This is a genomic window from Streptomyces sp. NPDC050619 (genome assembly GCF_040654815.1).
Classification (GTDB): domain Bacteria; phylum Actinomycetota; class Actinomycetes; order Streptomycetales; family Streptomycetaceae; genus Streptomyces.
The window spans coordinates 303,677-323,704 of record NZ_JBFAIR010000007.1 but is presented as its reverse complement, the minus strand read 5'-3'; the positions used below and the strand labels follow the sequence as shown (position 1 = coordinate 323,704).

At 70.4% G+C, this 20,028-nt stretch carries 17 protein-coding genes, 1 tRNA gene and 2 pseudogenes; 6 read left to right on the top strand and 14 right to left on the bottom strand.

Annotated elements, in window-relative coordinates:
• The first annotated feature begins 127 nt into the window (after positions 1-127).
• Positions 128-925, top strand: coding sequence for an oxidoreductase (locus tag AB0I77_RS15120; RefSeq protein ID WP_363282980.1), 798 nt, complete (start codon positions 128-130; stop codon positions 923-925).
• A 119-nt stretch (positions 926-1,044) separates the two neighbouring features.
• Here AB0I77_RS15120 and AB0I77_RS15115 read toward each other — a convergent pair whose 3' ends face one another.
• On the bottom strand, positions 1,045-1,845 hold the full coding sequence (locus tag AB0I77_RS15115; RefSeq protein ID WP_363282979.1) for a fumarylacetoacetate hydrolase family protein: 801 nt from the start codon (positions 1,843-1,845) through the stop codon (positions 1,045-1,047).
• A gap of 568 nt (positions 1,846-2,413) precedes the next feature.
• On the bottom strand, positions 2,414-3,184 hold the full coding sequence (locus AB0I77_RS15110) for a class I SAM-dependent methyltransferase (RefSeq protein ID WP_363282978.1): 771 nt from the start codon (positions 3,182-3,184) through the stop codon (positions 2,414-2,416).
• A gap of 426 nt (positions 3,185-3,610) precedes the next feature.
• Between AB0I77_RS15110 and AB0I77_RS15105 the strand changes: the two are divergent.
• A pseudogene (locus tag AB0I77_RS15105) lies at positions 3,611-4,318 on the top strand (hypothetical protein); the annotation flags it as partial.
• 528 nt (positions 4,319-4,846) lie between these two features.
• Positions 4,847-5,236, top strand: a complete 390-nt coding sequence (locus AB0I77_RS15100) for a VOC family protein (RefSeq protein ID WP_363282977.1) — start codon at positions 4,847-4,849, stop codon at positions 5,234-5,236.
• Between the two features lie 146 nt (positions 5,237-5,382).
• On the opposite strand, the pseudogene AB0I77_RS15095 reads toward AB0I77_RS15100, so the two are convergent.
• The 4 genes and pseudogenes from AB0I77_RS15095 to AB0I77_RS15080 all read right to left on the bottom strand — a co-directional run.
• Positions 5,383-5,519 (bottom strand): annotated as a pseudogene (locus AB0I77_RS15095) (D-Ala-D-Ala carboxypeptidase family metallohydrolase); the annotation flags it as partial.
• A gap of 56 nt (positions 5,520-5,575) precedes the next feature.
• Entirely contained in the window at positions 5,576-6,856 is a 1,281-nt protein-coding gene (locus AB0I77_RS15090; RefSeq protein ID WP_363282976.1) for a hypothetical protein, read from the bottom strand.
• A 124-nt stretch (positions 6,857-6,980) separates the two neighbouring features.
• A tRNA-Pro gene (locus AB0I77_RS15085) sits at positions 6,981-7,054 on the bottom strand.
• 59 nt (positions 7,055-7,113) lie between these two features.
• Entirely contained in the window at positions 7,114-8,565 is a 1,452-nt protein-coding gene (locus AB0I77_RS15080; protein WP_363282975.1) for an MFS transporter, read from the bottom strand.
• Between the two features lie 359 nt (positions 8,566-8,924).
• On the opposite strand from AB0I77_RS15080, the gene AB0I77_RS15075 reads away from it, so the two are divergent.
• On the top strand, positions 8,925-9,503 hold the full coding sequence (locus AB0I77_RS15075) for a helix-turn-helix domain-containing protein (protein WP_363282974.1): 579 nt from the start codon (positions 8,925-8,927) through the stop codon (positions 9,501-9,503).
• 59 nt (positions 9,504-9,562) lie between these two features.
• Positions 9,563-10,504, top strand: a complete 942-nt coding sequence (locus tag AB0I77_RS15070) for an alpha/beta hydrolase fold domain-containing protein (protein ID WP_363282973.1) — start codon at positions 9,563-9,565, stop codon at positions 10,502-10,504.
• A gap of 51 nt (positions 10,505-10,555) precedes the next feature.
• On the opposite strand, the gene AB0I77_RS15065 is transcribed toward AB0I77_RS15070, so the two are convergent.
• From AB0I77_RS15065 to AB0I77_RS15045, 5 genes are all read right to left on the bottom strand, one after another.
• Positions 10,556-11,638, bottom strand: coding sequence for an Ldh family oxidoreductase (locus AB0I77_RS15065; protein ID WP_363282972.1), 1,083 nt, complete (start codon positions 11,636-11,638; stop codon positions 10,556-10,558).
• Between the two features lie 21 nt (positions 11,639-11,659).
• Positions 11,660-13,387, bottom strand: coding sequence for a thiamine pyrophosphate-dependent enzyme (locus tag AB0I77_RS15060; RefSeq protein ID WP_363282971.1), 1,728 nt, complete (start codon positions 13,385-13,387; stop codon positions 11,660-11,662).
• A 13-nt stretch (positions 13,388-13,400) separates the two neighbouring features.
• Entirely contained in the window at positions 13,401-14,261 is an 861-nt protein-coding gene (locus AB0I77_RS15055) for an amidohydrolase family protein (RefSeq protein WP_363282970.1), read from the bottom strand.
• 132 nt (positions 14,262-14,393) lie between these two features.
• Complete coding sequence (gene lhgO / locus AB0I77_RS15050) at positions 14,394-15,605, bottom strand: L-2-hydroxyglutarate oxidase (RefSeq protein ID WP_363282969.1); 1,212 nt, start codon at positions 15,603-15,605, stop codon at positions 14,394-14,396.
• Positions 15,606-15,641: 36 nt separating this feature from the next.
• Complete coding sequence (locus tag AB0I77_RS15045) at positions 15,642-17,090, bottom strand: aldehyde dehydrogenase family protein (RefSeq protein WP_363282968.1); 1,449 nt, start codon at positions 17,088-17,090, stop codon at positions 15,642-15,644.
• A 220-nt stretch (positions 17,091-17,310) separates the two neighbouring features.
• Between AB0I77_RS15045 and AB0I77_RS15040 the strand changes: the two genes are divergently transcribed.
• Positions 17,311-17,613, top strand: a complete 303-nt coding sequence (locus tag AB0I77_RS15040) for a putative quinol monooxygenase (RefSeq protein WP_363282967.1) — start codon at positions 17,311-17,313, stop codon at positions 17,611-17,613.
• A gap of 96 nt (positions 17,614-17,709) precedes the next feature.
• Here the strand turns inward: AB0I77_RS15040 and AB0I77_RS15035 are convergent, their stop codons facing one another.
• The 3 genes from AB0I77_RS15035 to AB0I77_RS15025 are packed head-to-tail and all read right to left on the bottom strand — an operon-like array spanning position 17,710 to position 20,019.
• Positions 17,710-18,720 (bottom strand): methionine synthase II (cobalamin-independent)-like protein, encoded by a 1,011-nt coding sequence (locus AB0I77_RS15035; protein WP_363282966.1) that lies wholly within the window; start codon positions 18,718-18,720, stop codon positions 17,710-17,712.
• A 5-nt stretch (positions 18,721-18,725) separates the two neighbouring features.
• Positions 18,726-19,193 (bottom strand): heme-binding protein, encoded by a 468-nt coding sequence (locus tag AB0I77_RS15030; RefSeq protein ID WP_363282965.1) that lies wholly within the window; start codon positions 19,191-19,193, stop codon positions 18,726-18,728.
• Positions 19,194-19,215: 22 nt separating this feature from the next.
• On the bottom strand, positions 19,216-20,019 hold the full coding sequence (locus tag AB0I77_RS15025) for an alpha/beta hydrolase (RefSeq protein WP_363282963.1): 804 nt from the start codon (positions 20,017-20,019) through the stop codon (positions 19,216-19,218).
• Positions 20,020-20,028 lie beyond the last annotated feature (9 nt).

Sequence of the window (20,028 nt, the reverse complement as noted above, 5' to 3'; positions counted from 1 at the left end):
ACCCCCCTCCCCCCACCCGGGGTTGGGGGCCCCCCCCCGCCGCCCCGCGCTCCCCTGCAAGACCGTGACGGACACCGGCGCACATCACCAGGAACCACAGGAACACCGGCGAAGACAGGAAGAGAACATGACCCACGTGAACGACGCGGCGGCGTCCCAGCGAGGCAAGCGCGCGCTGGTGACAGGCGGCACCCGCGGCATCGGCCTGGCCATCGTCCGCAGGCTGGTCGCCGAGGGGGCCACCGTGGTGACCTCTGCGCGCAAGGAGGCGCCCGTCCCCGACTCGGTCCGCCTGGTGACCGCTGACTCCAGCACCCCGGAGGGCGTGCGCGAACTCGCCGACGCGGCCCTCGGCATACTGGGCGGGGTGGACATCCTGGTGAACAACGCCGGCGGTGCCAGCAGCGGCGGCATGCCACACCTCGGCGGTCACGCCGCCATCCCCGACGAGGACTGGGTGGAAGCCCTCAAGAGCAACTACCTCTCCGCGGTATGGCTGGACGCGGCGGTCCTGCCGTCGATGATCCAGCAGGGCAGCGGGGTCATCATCGAGATGGCGTCGACAGTCGCCCGGCGGCCGGTCGGCGCCCTACTGCACTACGGCGCGGCGAAGTCGGCGCTCCTCCACTATGCCAAGGGCCTGGCCGCCGAGGTCGCCCCGCACGGCATCCGCGTCAACAGCGTGCTCCCCGGGCTGGTGCGGACCTCGGCCATGGACCTGGTCGCGGAGAGCATCCAAGGCACCACCGGGCAGGACGGCGACGCGGTGGTGGACATGATGGTCCAGATGGAGGGTGCCCCCATGAAGGGGACCAGCGAGCCGGAGGACGTCGCCGATCTGGTGTCCTTCCTCGCCTCTGAGCGTGCCTGCCGCATCACCGGCGCCGAGTACGTGGTGGACGGCGGCGCTCTCGCGACCGCCTGAGCACGCCACGGCCTGCTCGCCCCACACTCCTCGCTCACGTCCGCCCCCGGCACGAACTGTGGCTCGATCGACCGGGGGCGGGACACGGGCACACGTCTCCGCGGCGGCCGCCCGCATGCTCATCTCTCGAATCGGGCTGTGATCTCCCCCAGCGGATCATTGATGGCACGTATTTCGCACGGGCCGTCCAGCCATTTGGTTTGCACGAGGCTGCCGAGCAGTACGAACTCACCCGCCCGAAGCCCGCGGCACTCCCGATGTGCAGCATTGTTCGCCAACCAGACGAGGGCGTCGAGAGGGTGTCCGAGAACATCTGAACCCACTCCTGTACCGACCTCGGCACCGTCGATCACCATTGACGCCGATACCCCGCCCAAATCGAAGGGGTCGAAGTCCGCGACTTCCGCTCCCAGTACGCAGCCCGCCCCAAAGAAGTCGTCGGCAATCAGAGCGGGCGCGCCGAGTGATCGGAAATCGGCGTATCGGTCATCCACCACCTCGATCGCCACCATGCATGACGCGATGGCCTGAGCGACATCTCGCCTAGAGAATTTCGCGCCGCGCGATGTGAGGTCTTCTGCAAGACGGACCGCGATTTCACATTCAACCCCGACGCGCACGAAGTCCGAAAGGCGGAAAGTACCGTTCATGAACCGGACGGTACTCTCATAGACACCGCCCGCGCACGGGTGAGGAACTTTCATGTACTCCTGCATCACCTGAGTGGTACAGCCGATCTTGTGGCCGACTCGAGGGCCGAATCCATTTCCCTGGAGCCGCGCAGGGAGTGCGTCCTGCAGATAATACCCCTCAGATTCCGAGGCAGGGCGCAGATCCTTTATTAATCCACTGAGCGACATGTGCTCACATCGTGCCGCGATCACCGCGTCCAAAAATTTCTGCTGAGCTATCTCGTCCATCGCGTATCCCTTCTTTAATCGATCTTCACTCCACGGAGACTACGGATGCGCTGACGAACCAACTCCCGGCCTCTACCCACAGGAGATGACCACCGAAACCGGTATTGAAACCGCCGTACCAGCACTGACCCCCTTCCGGGTGCCCCAGGTCACGGCGTCGCGCACGCTTCGAAAGCGTTACGGAACCAGCGCACGTCGTTTTCCGAGGAGGCCCACTTGGATTCACGGGAGGGATGCGTGACGGGTCGCGACATCCGGCCGGCTCTCGCGGCGAGCAGTGCCCTGTCCGCATCCGCAGCTGGCACAGTGCGATCGGTGCCGGGGTGACCGTTCCGGCGGCCGGAAGGCTTTCACCCGCTCCGTGATCGGAAATCGGCCCCGTCTCGGTGCTTCATCTTCTGATTGCTTTCGCATTCCGGCGGAGTCCGGATTCGATTCAGTGAGCCGATGCTATGCCCAAGAATTCCGCACCCATGCGCATCACATGGCCCCACGGATGCCCGCAGGGACGAAGCGCCCGTTCACCGACCGCACCGACCGACACGGACCCATCCCCCGAACTCCAGGCCTACTGGGAGTCCTTCTTGGTCGCCTCGAGGAGGTTGATGCCGAGCCAAGGACTGCCGTACCAGTAACCCAGGCCCAAGGGGCGCAGGGTGCTGTCCCCGCCGAGGTGGGCGATGTACCTCCGAGCGGCGAACCAGAAGTCGGCGATGATCAGGCGGCCACCCGGCCTCAGCACACGCATCGCCTCGTCCAGCGCCTGGTACTGCCGCTCGGGCGGCTCGATGTTGTGGATCGCCAGAGCGCTGGTCACCACGTCGAAGGAGTCGTCCGCGAAAGGCAGCGCAGTCATGTCGGCCGTGTGCACCTCAACCCGGTCCGCCACCCCGGCCGCGGCGGCGTTGGCGAGAGTGATCTCCGGGCGGTTGCCGCTCTGGTCCTTGCCCGCCCACAGGTCCGCGGCAACGGCCTTCCCGTTCGGCAGTCGTTTCGCCGCGGCAACAAGTACCGCGCCACGCCCGCATCCCAGGTCCAGCAGTTCCTCGTCGCCCTTGAGGCCGACCCGGTCCAACTCCTTCTCCCAGATGGCTAATTTTCCGCGCAGTGTGGTGTGCAGGTATATGCCGGTACTGGCGGTCAGCAACGCGCCCGCGGTCGCCGTCACCGCCCGTCCCCGTCGCCACCGCACGGATGCCAGACCGAAGGCCGCCGCGGCGGCACCGAGGGTCGAGACGAAGCCCGGGGCATCCACGCCGTACCGGGGCCAGGAGGTCCGAACCGGTCCGGCGTCATCACTGCGGCCGTACTCGTGCATACCGTTCGCCGTATTCGTCATGGCCGCAGTGTGGCATGGGGAGGTGGCCGGACCGCCGTACGAGAGAGGTTTCCGGACGCAACTCGGGCGGCTCGGGGAGCGGTAGTCGGAATACCACGCGAAGGCCCTCTACTGACCTCTTCGGAGTGTTGTCGGGGGTAAGGCCGAAGCCGGTGCGATGCCGGCCATCGGGCCGCGTCGAAGCAGCGACCACCCCCTCGGCGGCGTACGGCGCATACCGGCGGCCCGATGCGTTACGCCCTGTCACGCACAACGCCCCCGACAAAAGAAGATATCTGACAGCGGACCACCCGCCGCAGTCACAGAGTGTTGCACCTGAACTGCCAATCAGATAGTCGATAAGCCGAATTTGGCCGATATACGCGATGACAGAGTCGACACCCGATCACGCCGCATCAGCTGACCCCGAATTCGGGTATGCACGGCCAGGTCGCCGGTCGGATCGGGGCAATGCTCCAGGACCGGATCCTGGTCGCCCACAACGCCCAGTTCGACTACGACTTCCTGGCCTACGAGTTCGCCCGCGCACGGATGTGGCTGCCAGTGTCGCGGCGGTGCGCGTACCGGAACCCGGGACGGCTGACTCCCGGCGGGCCGCTCCAGCAAGGGATGAAGATCGCGATCACCGGTGAGACCGCCCACGCCCGGGCGGAGCTGGTCGGGCGGGCAGTTGCCGCCGGACTGAACAAGATGACCTCCGTGAGTCGGCACACCAGCGTGCTGGCCACCAACGAGCCAGTGTCCGATTCGGCAAAGGCCCGACGTGCAATCGCCGAAGGTGTGCCCGTCATCGACGAGCACACCTTCCTGCGGCTGCTGGCCGAGGTGCGGACCGGGACAGCGCATGAGGCGGAGACGACGGCCGCTTCCCCGGTGATCGCCTCGGTGGCACCACCGGCGACGGCACGAGTCCAGGTCACCGAGTCCCCATCCACCACAGCACCTGTCCCGGACGTGCCTGTCCCGCCGCCGCCCTCCCCTGACGTATCCGTTGACGTATCCGTCCCCGCTCCGCGCCAACCCGGCGACTGGGTCGGCATCTTGGACAAGCCGCTGACGGGCCACCGGGTACTGGTGCTCGGTGGTATCCAAGCCGTTGCCGCCGCGGCCCGTACCCGCGTTGAGCTGGGTGGAGGGCCGGTCTGGCGCCTGCGCACCGTCGGCCAGGAGTCTCAGTGTCCAGACGGTCCGCCGGGAGTCCGCTCCCTCGGGCGGGTCGTTGAACGCGGTGGCGGCGCGGCGCAGCAGTCGGAAGCCGCCGGTCAGCAGCCGCGGGCTGGGGCGCAGGGCGAGGACGGAGCCCGCTGGTCGGGTCAGGGCTGACCACCCGGCCGTGCTGCCATGACGAAGCCGGCCCGCACGCCTACTGCCGGCCGTTGATTGGAATGGCCGAACCACTCCCGTTGCCGTTCGCGCGCTTGTCGGCCGCGCCAGGGACGGGCGACGGGCACAGTCGGAATCCACCGGCCGTCGGGAGCGCCGGCAGCGCGTCGCACGTCTGCCGGGAAGAGCTCACCGATCACGAACGCCGGCTGCCGATCGCTCCCTGAGGGTGACGCGCGGCGACCATCCGGACGCGAGCGCGCGAGGCGGATGTCCGGGTGGTGGTCCGCTGGGGTGGCCTCGGAAATCCGGGACGGAACACGCGAAGGAGACAACGGCATGTTCGGACAGTCGAAGGCGTTCAGCGGCTTCTCGGTCGACGACCTCGACAAGGCCCGCCAGTTCTACGGCGAGACCCTCGGCCTCCAGGTGGAGGAGAGCGGGCAAGGCGACATGAGGATGCTCACGATCAAGCTGGGCAGCGGCGCAAGCGTCTTTGTCTACCCCAAGGACAACCACACACCCGCGAGCTTCACGATCCTGAACTTCCCCGTGGACGACATCGAGACGGCCGTCGACGGGCTGACGCAGCGCGGCGTGAGCATGGAGCGCTACCCGGAGTTCGGATCCGACGCCAAAGGCATCGTCCGGGGCTCCGAGGGCCCAACGGCGATCGCCTGGTTCACGGACCCGGCGGGCAACGTCCTGGCCGTGATCCAGGAGAACTGAGCCCTCGCCCACATTCGAAGACCTGCGGCCCAGGGACAGCCGACCAGCGCCATGGTGACTCAGCGGGGGCACTCACCGGTGTGGGATTACCGCGAGCGGGTTCCCCTTGCGTGTTGGGGAACCCGCTTCTCATCCGTCCCGCGCGGGGAGTACGGGCCGGCACCGAGGTCGGCGGCATCGCCGTACACGTGGCGGCTGTTGCCCGCACCGCCCGCGGCACTGTTGCGGGCGCCAACCAGAAGCCGCTGGAGACGGTGATCGGCCGGTCGCCGAGTACGTGCCGCCTTCCTCGCCTTCGGGAGGCGATCTTCATGCGTACACCACCGACCGCGGTCGCATCTACCGACGGTGCGCCTGCAAGTACTTATTCCGGCGCTGCCCGGTGCAGCGAACGCCGCGAGCAAGCCCGGAGGTACGGCCTGAACCCAGCACGCTGTTGCGGCCGACCGGCGTGTACTTCCTCACCGCGTCCGACGCGCTGCGGTCCGCTTCCGCGATGGCGCCGCACGGGTCGACGCTCGGCACCTCCCGGTTCACCCGTGAGTTCGTGGAGGGCCTACGCAACGGGTGGCTCACGGATGCCATGACTCGGGCCACACACAGCCTGCACGGCTCCTGCGGTACTACGCCGATGGTGACGGGTGCGGCGGGGAGGCCAGGGGGGGCCGCGCCCTGGAGGAGAGTGACGTTGCCGCGGATCATGCTGGCCTCGATTACCAGAAGGAACAGGAGTGGGTACCACCCCGGAGCCGTGACCAAGCCGGTCGCGGTGGCTCCGGCTGCGGGGATCAGGGGGACCCTGCGGGCGGTGCCGCCGGTGCGCCGAGCCAGGGCAACGTAGGCCAGGGCCGTCACGATGCCCGCCACTCCGTGAGCGAACCCGGTGAGCAACCGGGTGCTGTCGATCCTGTGGTGCTCCCAGGCCTGGCTCCACCCGGTGCCGCCGGGGACGGTGCCGGTGACCAGGTGACGGGCGGCACGGCGAGCGAAGGCCGCTGCCCATCCGTCGTCATCGTGCCGCCGTCGACCAGGGCGAGCAGGACCAGGGCGCAGCCCGCCGAGCCGTCCACGACATCGAAGGCCTTGGTGCCGCCCAGGGGCCCGCCCCGCGGCGGACAGAACCGGCTCGCGGACCGCGGCCAGATGCGGTGTGCCGCCGAGCGTCCGGTCGAGGTGGGCCAGGAAGTACAACGGTCCCATCCAGTCGCCGAACGACCCGATGTCCGCCTCCAAACCGGCGCCCCAGCCCCCGTCGTCCGCCGCCGCGGCGCGCGCGTGGATCCGGCGGACCACGTCGTCGGCGGGGTCCAGCGCCAACGAGGTGAACCGCTGATGACCGCTGAGCCGGCCCAGCCGGGCGAGGAAGAGACCGATCCCGGAGAGTCCCGAGTAAAGGTCCTCGCCGAGCGGCGCGAAGTCCCAGACCCCGTACGCCACCGGCTGCGGTGCGATCCAACCGATCCGCCCGCCCCGTGCGGTCGCCAGGCGCCGCACCCGGTCCCCGATCACCGTGGCGGCGGCGAGTTCCTCGGGTCCGGCGGTACGGGGTCGCGGTCGGCGACGACGGGGGACTGGACCTGGGCAGGAAGCGCACGGGCGTTTGATCTTGTTCAGGTCCACAACGGCACCTTCCCCGGCCTCCGAGTAAAGGTGCCGATGAGCGGCATGCTCACCTCGCAGCCGGAACGGCACACACAGAAGAAGGGCCCTCACAGGCTCTCGCCTGCGAAGACCCTTCGCACCGTCGGGACGACAGGATTTGAACCTGCGACCCCTTGACCCCCAGTCAAGTGCGCTACCAAGCTGCGCCACGTCCCGGTGCGCTCCCACGGTCGCCCGTGTGAGCACGTGGATCAACCCTACCCCATGCGCGTGTGTCAGCCGCGTGCCACGGGAGCCACCGCCGGCTGTTCCACGCCGGACGTGTCGCCCGTCGCGAAGCCCGGGCCCGTCGTACGGCCGCCCCGGCGGACCGGGACGAGCAGCGCGGCCAGTGCGGCGGCCAGGCAGAGCAGGGCGAGCAGGGTGAAGGCGTGGGTGTAGGCGGAGGCGTAGGGCAGGCCCGAGGGCTGGAGGCGGCCGGTGACCAGGACGCTGGTGACCGCCGCGCCGATGGATCCGCCGATGGTGCGGATGTTGGCGTTCATGCCGGTGGCGGCGCCGGTCTGGTCGGCGGGGACGCTGCCCACGATCAGGTTGGCCATGGAGGCGAAGGCGAGTCCGATGCCGAGGCCGAACACGCCTGCGACGAGGGCCACTTGCCATTGCTCGTCGTGCCAGAGGGCGAGGAACCCGCAGGCCACCGCGCCGAGCGCCGCGCCCGTCGTCAGGAGGGTCTTGGCGCCGAGCACCGGCTCCAGACGGCCGCTGAGCACGCCCGAGAGGAACATCGCCACCAGCATCGGCAGCATGAGCAGCCCGGCGCCGGTCACGCTCGCGCCGAAGCCGTACCCGGCCGACGGAGGCGTCTGCACGAACCCGGGCAGGAAGGACCAGATCGCGTACATGCCCGCGCCGAAGAGGAGCGCCGCGGTGTTGGTGGTCCACACGGCGGGCAGCCGCATGACGCGCAGGTCGATCAGCGGGGTGCGGGAGCGGGCCTCGGCGTACAGCCACAGCGCGAACAGGACGACCGCGGCGGCGAACAGGCCGAGCACCCGCGCCGAGCCCCAGCCCCAGACGCTCGCCTGGCTCAGCGGCAGCAGCAGGGCCACCAGCCACGCCGACAGCAGTACGGCGCCCAGCCAATTGACCTTCCCCTTCGCCCTGTTGGGCGATTCGGGCACGTAGCGCAGGGCGATGAGCGTGGCGACGGCGACGATGGCGACCGGGATCCAGAACAGCCACCGGTAGTCGAGCGCGCTCACGATGGGCCCGGCGGCGACCATGCCGACACCGCCGCCGGCGGCGATCACGGCGGACAGGTTGCTGATGCTGCCGCTCACCTCGGACGGGGCGAACTCGTCCCGGATGATGCCGAAGGAAAGGGGGAACAGCGCTCCCCCGACACCCTGGACCACGCGGGCGACGATCAGGAGGCCGATGGTCGGCGCGAGCGCGGCGAGCAGACAGCCGAGCGCCACGGTCACCAGGACGGCGACCAGGGTGCGCTTCTTGCCGATCAGGTCGCCGACGCGGCCGAGGATCGGGGTGAAGATCGAGGCGGACAGCAGATACGCCGTCATCACCCAGGTCGCGGTGGACTGCGAGGTGTGCAGTGCGTGCTGGACGGTCGGCAGGGCCGGCGCGATCAGCGATTGGAGCATGGAGAACACGCCGGCACCCATCGCGAGGACCGCGAAGGTGAGGCGGGTGGACTTGCGGGGCATGAAGAGCCTCTCCGAACACAGGGTGCGGCCGAAGCCTCAGATCACGGTCGTACGGCCCGTGCGCACTGCCGGGCAGCACGAAGCACGCCGACGGCCGCGGTGAGCGGTCGCGGAAAGGTGGTGGAAGGGTGGTGGAAGGGATGGACGGGCCGCGCGGCCGCAGCGGTTCGTGGATCACCTCCGGTCAGCGCTACAGGGATCACGTCCCGTCAGCGCTACGTGGATCACGTCCCGTCGCTGATGCGTGCGGCCGCACGCATGCACGGCGAGCGCGCCCCGCACCGCTAAAGTGGAGGCACTCCTCCACTGTAGCGGAGGGCAACCTCCGCTTCAATCTGAAACCCCGCCAGGAGGCAGCCGTGACCACCCAGCCGTTCCCCGTCAGCGAGATCGTCGCGGCCCGGCGGCCGCACCGCAAGGACGCGGCCCGCAACTACGACGCCCTGCTCTCCGCCGCCCGCGAGGCGTTCGCGGAGCACGGCGCGGAGGCCTCCCTGGAGGACATCGCCCGTCGCGCGGGCGTCGGCATCGGCACGCTGTACCGGAACTTCCCGACCCGCCGGCACCTCTTCGAGAGCGTCTACGCGGACGAGGTGAACACCCTGTGCCACGTGGCCCAGGAGGTCGCGGACCTGGAGCCGTGGGAGGCGCTGACGGCGTGGCTGGACCGGTTCGCCGGCTACATGGTCACCAAGCGGGCGGTCCGCGAGGCGCTCAACGACGAGTCGGAGATCTTCGCCGCCTGCCGGGACTCGATGTACGGAGCGGGCGGCCCGTTGTTCGAGCGGGCCCAGCGAGCCGGCGAGGCGCGCACGGACATGGACTTCGTCGACCTGCTGCGCATGGTCTCGGGCATCACCGGAACCGTCTTCGACGACGACGCGCAGCGGGACCGGGTGCTGGCCGTCGCCCTCGACGGCGTGCGCGCCAAGCGGTGAATTCGTCCGGTATCCCACCCTCTAGCTTTTTATTGACGCACTCAAGTAAGTTCGATCGCATGTCCCTCCTGGCCCGACCTGCGGTGGCGACCCTCGCCGCCAAGGCGATGCAACGGATGACCCTGCTCGCCGAGCGCCGCTCCGGCGGCCGCGGCTCCGCGGTGGCCTCGTACGCCCGGTTCCCCGAATACCCGCGCACCGTACGCGAGTTGATCATCCCCACGTCGTTCGCCCCGGCCCGAGCGACGGTGTACTTGCCCACGACCGTGGACCCGGCGCCGCCGGTGTACGTCAACTTCCACGGCGGCGGATACGTCATGCGGATCACCGAGGTCGACGACCCGCTGTGCCGCTTCCTCGCCGCCGAGGCGGGGGTCGTGGTGATCAACGTGGATTACGTCGTCGCCCCGCAGCACCCGTTTCCGGCTCCGCCCAAGCAGGCGTACGAGATCGTCCGCTGGGTCGCCGAGCACGGCGCCGAGCAGGGCTGGGACGGCAGCCGGCTCACTGTGGGCGGGCAGAGCGCCGGGGGCGCGCTCGCCGCGGCCGCGGCCCGCCAGGCCCTGGAGGAGGGCGGCCCCTCGATCGCGCTCCAGGTCCTGCACTATCCCCCGCTGGACCTGGTGACCCATGCCAAGGACAAGCACGCCGCCGTCGACAAGCCGATGCTGCGGCCCTGGATGGCCGACATCTTCGACACGTCGTACGTCCCGGACGAGCGGCTGCGCACCGACCGGCTCGTGTCGCCCGCCCATCCCTCGGACACCGCGGATCTGACGGGCATCGCCCCGGCGCTGGTCGTCACGGCCGAGTTCGACCTTCTGCAAGGGGAGGGCGAGCGCTATGCCGACCGGCTGCGGACGACGGGGGCGCTCGTCGAGCACCACGACGTGGCCGGAGCCGACCACGGCTACGACGGCTCGGACGACGAGAAGGCCCGCAAGGTCTACGGCCTCATAGCCGGCCATGTGCGGCAGGCGGTCGGCGCCCGGAAGGGCTGAGAACAGGGTCGCCGACCGTCCCCGAACGGCCGGCGACATCCACCCCCGCGCTCAGGCGATCGGCGTGGGCGGCGTGATCCCGAACTTCTCGGCGTTCTCCGTCAGTTCGCGCCACACCTTGGGCGCTACGGGAATCCCCTGCTCGCCCCGCCGCACGGCGACGGCGGCGCTGCGCTCGCCGGGGTAGTACACGCCGTCGGCGCCGTCCGCGACCGGCAGGCCCTTGAGGGTGCTCAGCGTGGTGTCGACGTCCGCGGTGAAGCCGTCGGCGCCGCCGAAGGCGGCCGGATCGACGGCGATGAGCAGGGCGTTCTGGCGGTGCTTGCGGCCCCCCGGGTCGTCCGAGTGGAACGCGGCGAAGATCGGCGCCCCGACCAGCACGCTGGTGAGCAGCTCGAACGCGAACGACATGCCGGAGCCCTTGGCACCGCCCAGCGGCAGCGGCATGACCGCCGTCGAAGGGTCGGTGGTGGGGGTGCCGTCCTCGGTGGCCGCCGCGCCCTCGGGCAGCGGGGTGCCGCTCGCCTTGGCCTGGCGGATCTTGCCGAGGGCGATGGTGGCGGTGGCCATGTCGAGCAGCAGCGGGGCGTGCTCCGAGGACGCGGTGGTCGGTACGGCGATGGCGAGCGGGCTGGTGGCGACGGCGGTGCCCTTGACTCCCGTATAGCCCATGTTCGGCATACCGGCGACGAACCCGATGCCGACCAGACCCTGCTCGGCGATCTTCGAGACGTAGTAGCCGATGGCGCCGGTGTGGACGGTGCCGCGTACGCCGACGGAGGCGATGCCGGTGGTGCGGGCCCGGTTCACGGCCTCCTCGGCGGCGGCGCTGAGGGCCACCGGGCCGGGGGCGCGGTCGGCGTCCAGGACGGCGGCGGCCGGCGCGGTGGACTCCAGCTTCATCTCGGCCTGGGCGTTGGCCACGCCCTTGGCCAGCAGCTCCAGGTAGGCGGGGACCCGGGCGATGCCGTGGGAGTCGACACCGCGCAGCGCGGCCCAGACGAACACGGCGGCGGTGGTGGCGGCGTGCTCCGGGCTGAGGCCGCCCTTCTCCAGGAGGGCGGCGGAGAAGGTGCGCAGGTCCTCGGCGGGGAGGCGTACCTTGCCCGGCTTGGCGGTGGGTGTGTCGGTCATGGTGGCAGGTGCCTCCTGGATTCAGCGGGTGACGAGGACGTCGACGACGGCGGTGGTGCCCTCGGACACGGCCTTGAGGGCGCGCTCCAGCGCGGGCGCGAGCGCGTCCGGCGCGTCGACGGTCTCGGTGTGCATGCCGAACGGCTCGGCGAACTGCGCCAGCCGGGGCAGTCGGTGCAGGTCGGTGCCGAGCCACTCCCCGGTCTCGGCCGCGGCGCCCTCGGGGTAGAACCTGCGGTGGTTGAGGTTCATCGACTTGTAGACGCGGTTGTTGAACACCACGAGCAGCAGCGGCAGTTCGTACGCCTTGGACGCGTCGTACGACGGGATCACCGGGTTGTACGCGAAGGCGCCGTCGCCGATCGTGAGCACCACCGGCCGCTCCTGGGCGGCGAGTTTGACGCCGAGCGCGACCGCGATGCCCTGCCCGAGGCCGCCCTGCACATAGAAGTACGAGTCCGGCGCGTCAGTCTGCACATGGCGCTTGACGACCCGGCTGTGCGTGATGGTCTCGTCGACGACGATCCCGTCCCGGCCCTCCAGCAGCTTGCGCAGGGTGGCGGCGACCAGGACCGGGTCGATGCCCTTGGCCCGACCCGCCGCCTTCGCCTCCGCGGCGGCGATGGCGGCCTGCTCGTCGGCGTGCCGCTCCTCCTGCGCCGCGCGCCGCGCGGTGACGGCGGCCACGGCTGCTTCGTCGGCCTTGCCGGCCTTGGCCCGCTTGGCGAGCTGGCGCAGGGTGTTGGCGACGTTGCCCTCCAAGTACTTGTCCGCGAACAGGACTTGGTAGACGACGTGCGGGCGCTGCGGTACCTCGTCGATGACGACGACCGTCGCCTGCGAGGGGCGGCGGGAGGGCGGGTAGAAGGGGGCGCGGCAGTTGACCAGGAGGATCAGGTCCGCCTCGTCCATCCACGGGCCGATGTCGCTGCCGGCGTGCAGCGGGTGGCTGCGCGGGAAGTTGCCGCATACGGCCGAGTCGGGCTCGACGACCGGGATGTTCCACGCCTCGGCGAAGGCCAGCAGGGCCTCGAAGCCGCCCGCCTCACGGCCGGCCGTCTCCGTGACGATGACGGGGTTGGTGGCCTCGCGGAGCATCTGGGCGACCGGCTCGACCTCTTCCGGGGAGCTGTGCGTGGAGCCCGGCGGCACGATGGGCTTGGCCTCGCGGCCGTCCCAGTCCTCCAGGAGGATCTCCAGCGGGATGTTCAGGTACGCCGGTCCCGCCGGGGCCCGCCAGGCCAGTTCCGCAGCCCGCGTGATCATCGTGGGCAGGGTGTGGACGTCGGCGGCCTCGTTGGACCACTTGGTGAAGGGCTGAGCGACTCCGTGCGGGCCGCCCACGATGGACAGGTTGCGGTACCACTGGCCGCCCGGGTCCTGCCCGGGGCCGTCGCCGTACGTGGTCGACTCCGAGGAGCTGACCACCATCGGGACGCCCGCGAGCAGCGCCCCGTGCACGGCCATCGAGCCCTGGAGCAGGCCGGGGGCCGCGTGCAGCAGCACGCCCTGGGGCCGGCGCTTGACCAGGCCGTAGCCGGTGGCCATGCCGACGGCGACGGTCTCGTGCGTGAGGTCCAGGTACCGCGGGCAGGGCAGGCCGTCCCGGTGGTGCCGGGCGAGGGACTCCCACACCGGGGCCCACTCGGACCCCGATGAGCAGAAGATGTAGTCGGCTCCGACGGCGTTGAAGGCCGAGACGACAGCGTCACCGCCGTCGATACCCGGGGGGTTGTGGGTGTCCGTCATCTCGTGTGCTTCCTCAGCCCTCGATCGGCCAGTTCAGGACCTCGGAGATGCCGCGGCCCATGATCCATTCAAGCTCCTCGGGCGTGAAGTCCCAGTGCTTGGTGAACTGCTCGATGGTGTCGGTGTAGGTGATGCCGTGGCCGAGCAGCCGGGTGATGTCGGTGCCGTAGAAGCAGCGCTGCGGGCCCATCTTGTCGACCATCTCGCGCACGTACTTCTCGATGTTCTTGTTCGGGAAGGGCTGCGTGGAGTAGCCGGGGAGCGCCGAGACCTTGACGTAGATGTTGGGGTGGGCGGACAGGTCTGCGGTCTCCTGGACCCAGTAGCCGATCGCGTCGTCGACGCAGCGGGCCATGATGCCCATGTGGTCGATGATGATCTTCAGGCCGGGGTGCTTGGCGGCGATCTCGCCGAGTTCACGCTTCCAGATCGGGGCGTGGACCATCGTGGGGATGGCCAGTTCCTCGGCGATCGGCCAGTACCAGTCGTTGGTGCCGTCGATCATCCAGTTGCGGTCCTGCGGGCGGTGGAAGGTGAGCCGGGTGCCCTTGATGTGCGGGTTCTGGGCGAAGTCCTTCAGCATCGCCGTGCCCTCGACCTCGTCGTCCTGCGGGACGCGGGCCATGATCCCGAAGCGGTCGGGGTGCGCCTCGCACGCCTGAAGGGCGTAGTCGATGCGGTTGCCCTCCCAGGACGGCGGCAGGATCAGCGCGCGGTTGACGCCTGCCTCGTCCATCAGCTCCAGCGCCTCCTCGTACGAGAAGGGGTCCTCGCGGTGTCCGTTGAGGCGGATGCGCTCGCGCGCGCCGGGGACCCAGGGGCGGTCCGGGGTCTCTTCCCTCCAGATGTGGATCTGGGTGTCGACAACGAACATGTCGTCAGCTCTTTCTCTCGAACGGGGCGGTGGCGGGGTGCCGCGGAAGGAACGCCAGGCGGGACGTGAGGCCTTGCAGAGCCCTGGGAACGCAAGCTGTTGTTGCGCGGAACACCGCTGTACGCAGGGCATTCACTGATTGCCTCCCGCGTCGGCGAAGACGGCGTCGACGATGTGCTCGGCGATCGCCAAGGAGGCCGTCGCGGCCGGCGAGGGGGCGTTGCGGACGGCGGTGACCCGGCCCGCCTGGTGGATGCGGAAGTCGTCCACGAGCGTGCCGTCGCGGTCCAGGGCCTGGGCGCGCACGCCCGCACCGCCGCGGACGACGTCGGCGGCGCCGACGCCGGGCACGTACTGCTTGGCGTCCTTCATGAAGGCCGTCACGGACAGCGAGCCGCGGTACTCCTTGATGCCGGTACGCCAGTGTTGGCGGGCCATCTTCCAGGAGCCGGGGTAGGCGGCGAGGCCGGCGAGGTCCTTGAGCGAGATCCTGCCGAGCTTGTAGCCCTCTCTGGCCAGGGCCAGGACGGCGTTCGGGCCGACCTCGACCGAACCGTCGACGCGCGGGGTGAAGTGCACGCCGAGGAAGGGGTAGCGCGGGTCCGGCACCGGATAGATCAGCCCGCGTACGAGGTGCGTCCGCTGCGGCTTCAGCAGCATGTACTCGCCCCGGAACGGCATGATCCGCGGCTCCCGCTTGTCCTGGGCGAGCCGGGCGACGGCGTCCGAGTGCAGGCCCGCGCACAGGATCAGCCGGTCGACCCGGATCCTGTCCTGTCCGGAGGCCACCTCGATGCCGCCCGGGACGTTGGTGATCGAGGTGACGGGGAAGCCGAGGCGCACCTCGCCGCCCGAGTCCTCGATGTCCTTGGCGAACTCCCGGGCGATCGCCTTGTAGTCGGTGATCGCGGTGCGCGGGGAGTGCAGGGCCGCGATGCCGCCGGCGTGCGGCTCGAGCTCCTTGATCTCGTCCCGGGAGACCTTCCGCAGCTCGGGCACGTGGTTGTTCCTGGCCCGCTGGTAGAGGTTCTCCGTGCGGCCCAGCTCGTCCGCGCGGACCGCCATGACGAGCTTGCCGATCTCCTCGTACGGCAGCCGCCGTTCCTGGCAGTAGTCACGGAGCAGGGACACGCCCCGTACGCACAGGTCGGCCTTGAGGCTGCCCGGCGCGTAGTAGATGCCGGCGTGCACCACGCCGGAGTTGTGCCCGGTCTGGTGGACGGCGACCTCGCGCTCCTTCTCCAGCACCACGATCCGGGTGCCGGGGCGGCGCAGGGCGATCTCGCGACCCGTGGCCAGACCCACGATGCCGGCACCTACGATGCCGATCGTCTCGTCAGCCATCGGCATCCTCCTCTCACTCGACGTGCTCTGGGCGCTTCAGGCACCGAAGTGGATCGCGACGGTCTTGACCCGGGTGGAGAAGCGCAGGACCTCCTCACCTTGCTCCTTGTAGGCCGTACCGGAGTCGCGGAACCCGCCGAAAGGCAGGTGGACGTCCCAGCCGGTGGTGGTGGTGTTGACCGCGACCTGCCCGCACTCGGCCTCGTCGGCGAAGCGGTAGGCCCAGGCCAGGTCGCGGGTGAAGACGGCGGCGGCGAGGCCGAAGTCGCAGTCGTTGACCGCGTCGACGGCCGCCGTGAAGTCGTCGACCGCGCGGACGGCGAGGACCGGGCCGAAGACCTCCTCGCGCCAGATCGCCGTCTCGGGGGTGACGTCGGCGAGGACGGTCGGCCGCACATAGCAGCCGTGCGCGCGCTCGCCCTCGGTGTCCGCCTTGCCGCCGGTGAGCACGGTGGCGCCCTGCTCGACCGCCTGGTCCAGGTCGGCGAGGACGCTGTCGCGCCGCTTGGGGCTGGAGAGCGGGCACAGGGTGGTGGCCGGGTCACTGCCCGGGCCGATCGTCAGCGCCTCGACCTCGGCGACCAGGAGCCGGGCGAACTCCTCGTACACCGGCTGCTCGACGATGACCCGGCTGGTGGCGGTGCAGCGCTGCCCGGCCTGGCCGAAGGAGGCGGCGACGACGGCCTGCGCGGCGGCCGGCAGATCGGCGTCGCGCAGGACGACGGAGGCGTTCTTGCCGCCGAGCTCGCCCTGGAAGCGGACGTTGCGGTCGGCGAGGCGGCGGCGGATGCGGCCCCCGACGGCGTTGGAGCCGGTGAAGGTGATGCCGGCGATCCGCGGGTCGTCCAGGAGCGCCTCCTCGATCTCTCCGGTGCGGCCGGTCACCACGTTCAGGACACCGGCCGGCAAGCCCGCGTCGTGCAGGGCGCGGGCGAAGTGCAGGCCCGAGAGCGGGGTCTCGGTGGCCGGCTTGAACACGGCCGCGTTGCCGGCCGCGAGCAGCGGGGCGAGCTTGCGGGCCGGGGTGATCAGCGGGTCGTTCCACGGGCTGATCACGAGGATCACGCCGATGGGCTCGCGCTGGGTGTGGGTACGGTGGTGGGGCCGTACGTCGTGCAGGAGGGTGCCGTAGCCCTGGCGGGCCAGGCCCGCGTAGTAGTCGAGGAAGTCGGCGGCCTTGCCCGCCTCGCCTCGGGCCTCGGTCCGCGTCTTGCCGTTCTCGGCGGTGACGTCGGCGGCGATCTCGTCCAGCCGCTCGCGGATCAGCCGGGCCGCGTCGGTGAAGATCCGGGCCCGCTCGAAGGGGCTGGTGCGCTTCCATCCGGCGAAGGCCCGCTCGGCGTGGTCGTAGGCGCGGGTGACGTCCTTGGCGGCGAGGGCGGGGACGCGGGCGATCGGGGCGCGGACGTCGGCCGGGTCCTGGACGTCGATCCACTCGCCGGTCGAAACCCACTCCCCGCCACAAAGGGCTTCCACAGTACGCATGAAGATCACTTCCTTCGTCCGCCGCGGTGACGCGGGCTGCACAGAACGGCCATGCGGGGCCGGATGCGACAACACACCATGCCGAAGCCGCCCACCAGCCCCTCGGGGGCAGTCATTGCTTGCGCCGCGCGCAGGTCGGCGGGAGCGTGATCCGTGCTGGAATCAGCAGGCCGGAGGGCCTGGAACCCCGGGCCCCGCAACCCGCCGAGGAGACACAGACATGGCCTACGCGGTCGTCGCGAACTACCGCTGCGAGATCGCCGACGCGGCCACGGTGCGTGCCGCGCTGCTGAAGGTGCGCGAGCACACCCGTGCCGAGCCGGCGAACCTGGCGTACGAGGTGCACGCGGAGGCGGACACGCCCGGCAGTTTCGTGCTGTACGAGCAGTACGCCGACCGGGACGGCTTCGAGGCGCACAAGGCGGCCGGCCACTTCAGGGAGCTGATCGTGGAATCGGTGTGGCCGCTGCTGACCGAGCGGACGGTGACGTTCGCCGAGGTGCTGGGGTCGCCGCAGGACTGACCGCCCGTCCCGGCACGAACCCGGCCCTCGCGGGTCGCAGGCGTCGGGATCAGGAGGGGATGCAGAGGCTCGCCCTGCCTCCCCTCCCGACGCGCGTCAGAACTCGTTGCCCCAGCAGTAGCGGGCGATCGTCTCCACCAGGACCAGCTTGCGGCGCTGCTCCTCGGCGCTGAGCAGCGGACCGCTCGCCACGTCGGCGAAACCGCGTGACGGCGACACGGCCGCGTCCTCGAGGTCCTTGAACTCACCGACCGCGTCGATGCGGGCCATCACCGTGTCGATGTCCTCCAGTTCGGCCACGGTCGCGTCCACCACGCCCAGGCACACGTCCCGGTCCTCCGGCAGCGCCCTGACGAGATCGAGCTCGGCCTCGCTGCCCTGGTGGAACGGCAGGACCCAGCGGTCCGCCGGGACCTCGGCATACAGCCGCTCGACCGCGGAGCGGTCCACCGCGGCGGGGGCCGACCAGCCCGGGCAGACGCCGATCCGCACGCCCTCGGGGCGCTCGTCCAGCCGTACCGCCGACGCCTCCACGGCCAGCGCGTCCTCGAAGGACAGCGCGCCGGGGCCGGTGGCGGCCGGGTCGGTGGCGATCCGGCCGAGCAGGAGCGGGTTGTTGAGCTGGATCAGCCGGACGCCCTGGGAGACCAGCAGGGCGATCTCCGCCTGGATGATCTCGGCGAGGGCCTCGCCGAGTTCACGAGCGGAGGACAGTCCGAGGCCGGGCTGGAACGTGGTGGCGGCGAGGTACGCGGGGGACGGCAGCGACGCCTTCGGGGCGATCACCGTCAGGTCGGTGAGCCGCCCGGCCCAGTCGGCCAGCAGCGGGCCGTTGGCCTTGGGCAGCGCCTTTGCGACCCAGCGGCTCAGGCCGTCGGCGCCGGTCTCCCCCGTACGACGGAATCCTGACACCGCGTCAAAGACCGCGCTGCGGAAGTCCTCACGGGGGAAGTCGCCGTCGGTGACGACGGTGGAGCGCAGCTTGCGCTGGTACGCCACCACGTCCTGGACCGCCGCCTCCACCGCGTCGGCGTCGTCGCGGGCCAGACCCGCGGGGCGGACCAGGCTGCCGTGGTGGTCGATGCGGTAGTTGAACGTATCGGCCATGATCCTCAGTCCTTTCCGGCGGGCTCGCCCGCGACACCCCAGGCGGCGAACTCCAGCTCGTAGCCGAGGGACTGGAGGACCTCCTCGGCGATCTGCTGGTCCTCGTCCGCGGTGCCGCCGGCGATGCCGAGGCCGCCGATGATCTCGCCGTCCTTCTTGATGGTGAGGCTGCCCTCGGTGGCCATGATCGGCATGGCGGCGCCGGGCAGTTGGGAGAGCTGGGAGAAGAAGACGGGCTGGCTCTCCTGCCACTTCTTCAGCATCTTGCCGGGGCGCTGCATGATCGCCGCGGTGTAGGCCTTGGCGCGGGCGATGTCCGGGGTGAGCGGGCGGGCCCCGTCGGGGCGGACGATGGCGATCGGGAAACCGCCCGCGTCCACCACGGCGACGCTCACCGCCTTCCCGACGGCCTGGGCGCGCTGGTGGGCGGCGGCGATGATCTCCTCGGCGGCGTCCAGGGTCAGGCTGCTCATGCGGCTTCCTTCGGTGCGATGCTCATGCGGCTTCTTTCCGGGCGGTGAGGGTGCGGCGCAGGCGGGCGACGGCCGCGTTGTACTTCTCGGGCGTCTCCCAGTACATGGAGTGCGGGGCGTCCGGGACGATCTCCAGGTGCGAGCCGGGCAGCAGTTCGTGGGCGCGGGTGACGGTCTTCACGCTGAGGACCGCGTCCTTCTCGCCCGCGAGGAAGGTGACCTTGACACCCGAGTCCTGGATGTCCTCCAGGGAGGGGCCGTTGGTGTCGAGGTTGCGCAGGTCCTGCATCTTGGCGACGTTGAACGTGCCCATCTGCTGGAACAGGAAGGTCAGGTCGGCGCGCTCCTGCTGGAACCGCTTGGTCAGCAGCCGGTCGATGACGGGCAGCTTGACGGCCTCGGCGCGGTCGGCGGCGGCGAGTTCCTTCAGCTCGGGGTGGCTGATGCCGCCGAGGGAGTGGCCGAGGACGACGGAGCCGACGCGCTCGGGGCGCAGCAGGCTGGCGCGCAGGGCGGCGACGGAGCCGATGGACTGGCCCACCAGCATGGCGTCGGTCAGGTCTTCCTGGTCCAGGACGGCGACCACGTCGCCCGGGAAGTCCTGGCCGTCGAATTCAGGCCTGGACGAGTGCGGAGGGGTGGGTGCATCCGACTTGCCGAAGCCGCGCAGGTCCACGGTGACGACCGTGAACTCCCCGCGCAGCGCCGCGACTTGCTGCCACCAGGCGGCATGGTGGCCGCCGCTGCCGTGCACGAACAGGATCGCCGGGCCGCTGCCGTGGCGCTCGTAGTAGATGGAGGTGCCGTCGGAGTCGGCAATGGGCATGGGGTCAAC

Bases quoted from the DNA above. Each gene is read 5' to 3' on its own strand.
- AB0I77_RS15070 (WP_363282973.1), top strand. From the start codon at position 9,563: ATGTCCCTCCTGGCCCGACCTGCGGTGGCGACCCTCGCCGCCAAGGCG.
- AB0I77_RS15100 (WP_363282977.1), top strand. From the start codon at position 4,847: ATGTTCGGACAGTCGAAGGCGTTCAGCGGCTTCTCGGTCGACGACCTC.
- AB0I77_RS15055 (WP_363282970.1), bottom strand. From the start codon at position 14,261: ATGTTCGTTGTCGACACCCAGATCCACATCTGGAGGGAAGAGACCCCG.
- AB0I77_RS15110 (WP_363282978.1), bottom strand. From the start codon at position 3,184: ATGACGAATACGGCGAACGGTATGCACGAGTACGGCCGCAGTGATGAC.
- lhgO (WP_363282969.1), bottom strand. From the start codon at position 15,605: ATGGCTGACGAGACGATCGGCATCGTAGGTGCCGGCATCGTGGGTCTG.
- AB0I77_RS15045 (WP_363282968.1), bottom strand. From the start codon at position 17,090: ATGCGTACTGTGGAAGCCCTTTGTGGCGGGGAGTGGGTTTCGACCGGC.
- AB0I77_RS15030 (WP_363282965.1), bottom strand. From the start codon at position 19,193: ATGAGCAGCCTGACCCTGGACGCCGCCGAGGAGATCATCGCCGCCGCC.
- AB0I77_RS15065 (WP_363282972.1), bottom strand. From the start codon at position 11,638: ATGACCGACACACCCACCGCCAAGCCGGGCAAGGTACGCCTCCCCGCC.
- AB0I77_RS15060 (WP_363282971.1), bottom strand. From the start codon at position 13,387: ATGACGGACACCCACAACCCCCCGGGTATCGACGGCGGTGACGCTGTC.
- AB0I77_RS15120 (WP_363282980.1), top strand. From the start codon at position 128: ATGACCCACGTGAACGACGCGGCGGCGTCCCAGCGAGGCAAGCGCGCG.
- AB0I77_RS15040 (WP_363282967.1), top strand. From the start codon at position 17,311: ATGGCCTACGCGGTCGTCGCGAACTACCGCTGCGAGATCGCCGACGCG.
- AB0I77_RS15115 (WP_363282979.1), bottom strand. From the start codon at position 1,845: ATGGACGAGATAGCTCAGCAGAAATTTTTGGACGCGGTGATCGCGGCA.
- AB0I77_RS15035 (WP_363282966.1), bottom strand. From the start codon at position 18,720: ATGGCCGATACGTTCAACTACCGCATCGACCACCACGGCAGCCTGGTC.
- AB0I77_RS15025 (WP_363282963.1), bottom strand. From the start codon at position 20,019: ATGCCCATTGCCGACTCCGACGGCACCTCCATCTACTACGAGCGCCAC.
- AB0I77_RS15080 (WP_363282975.1), bottom strand. From the start codon at position 8,565: ATGCCCCGCAAGTCCACCCGCCTCACCTTCGCGGTCCTCGCGATGGGT.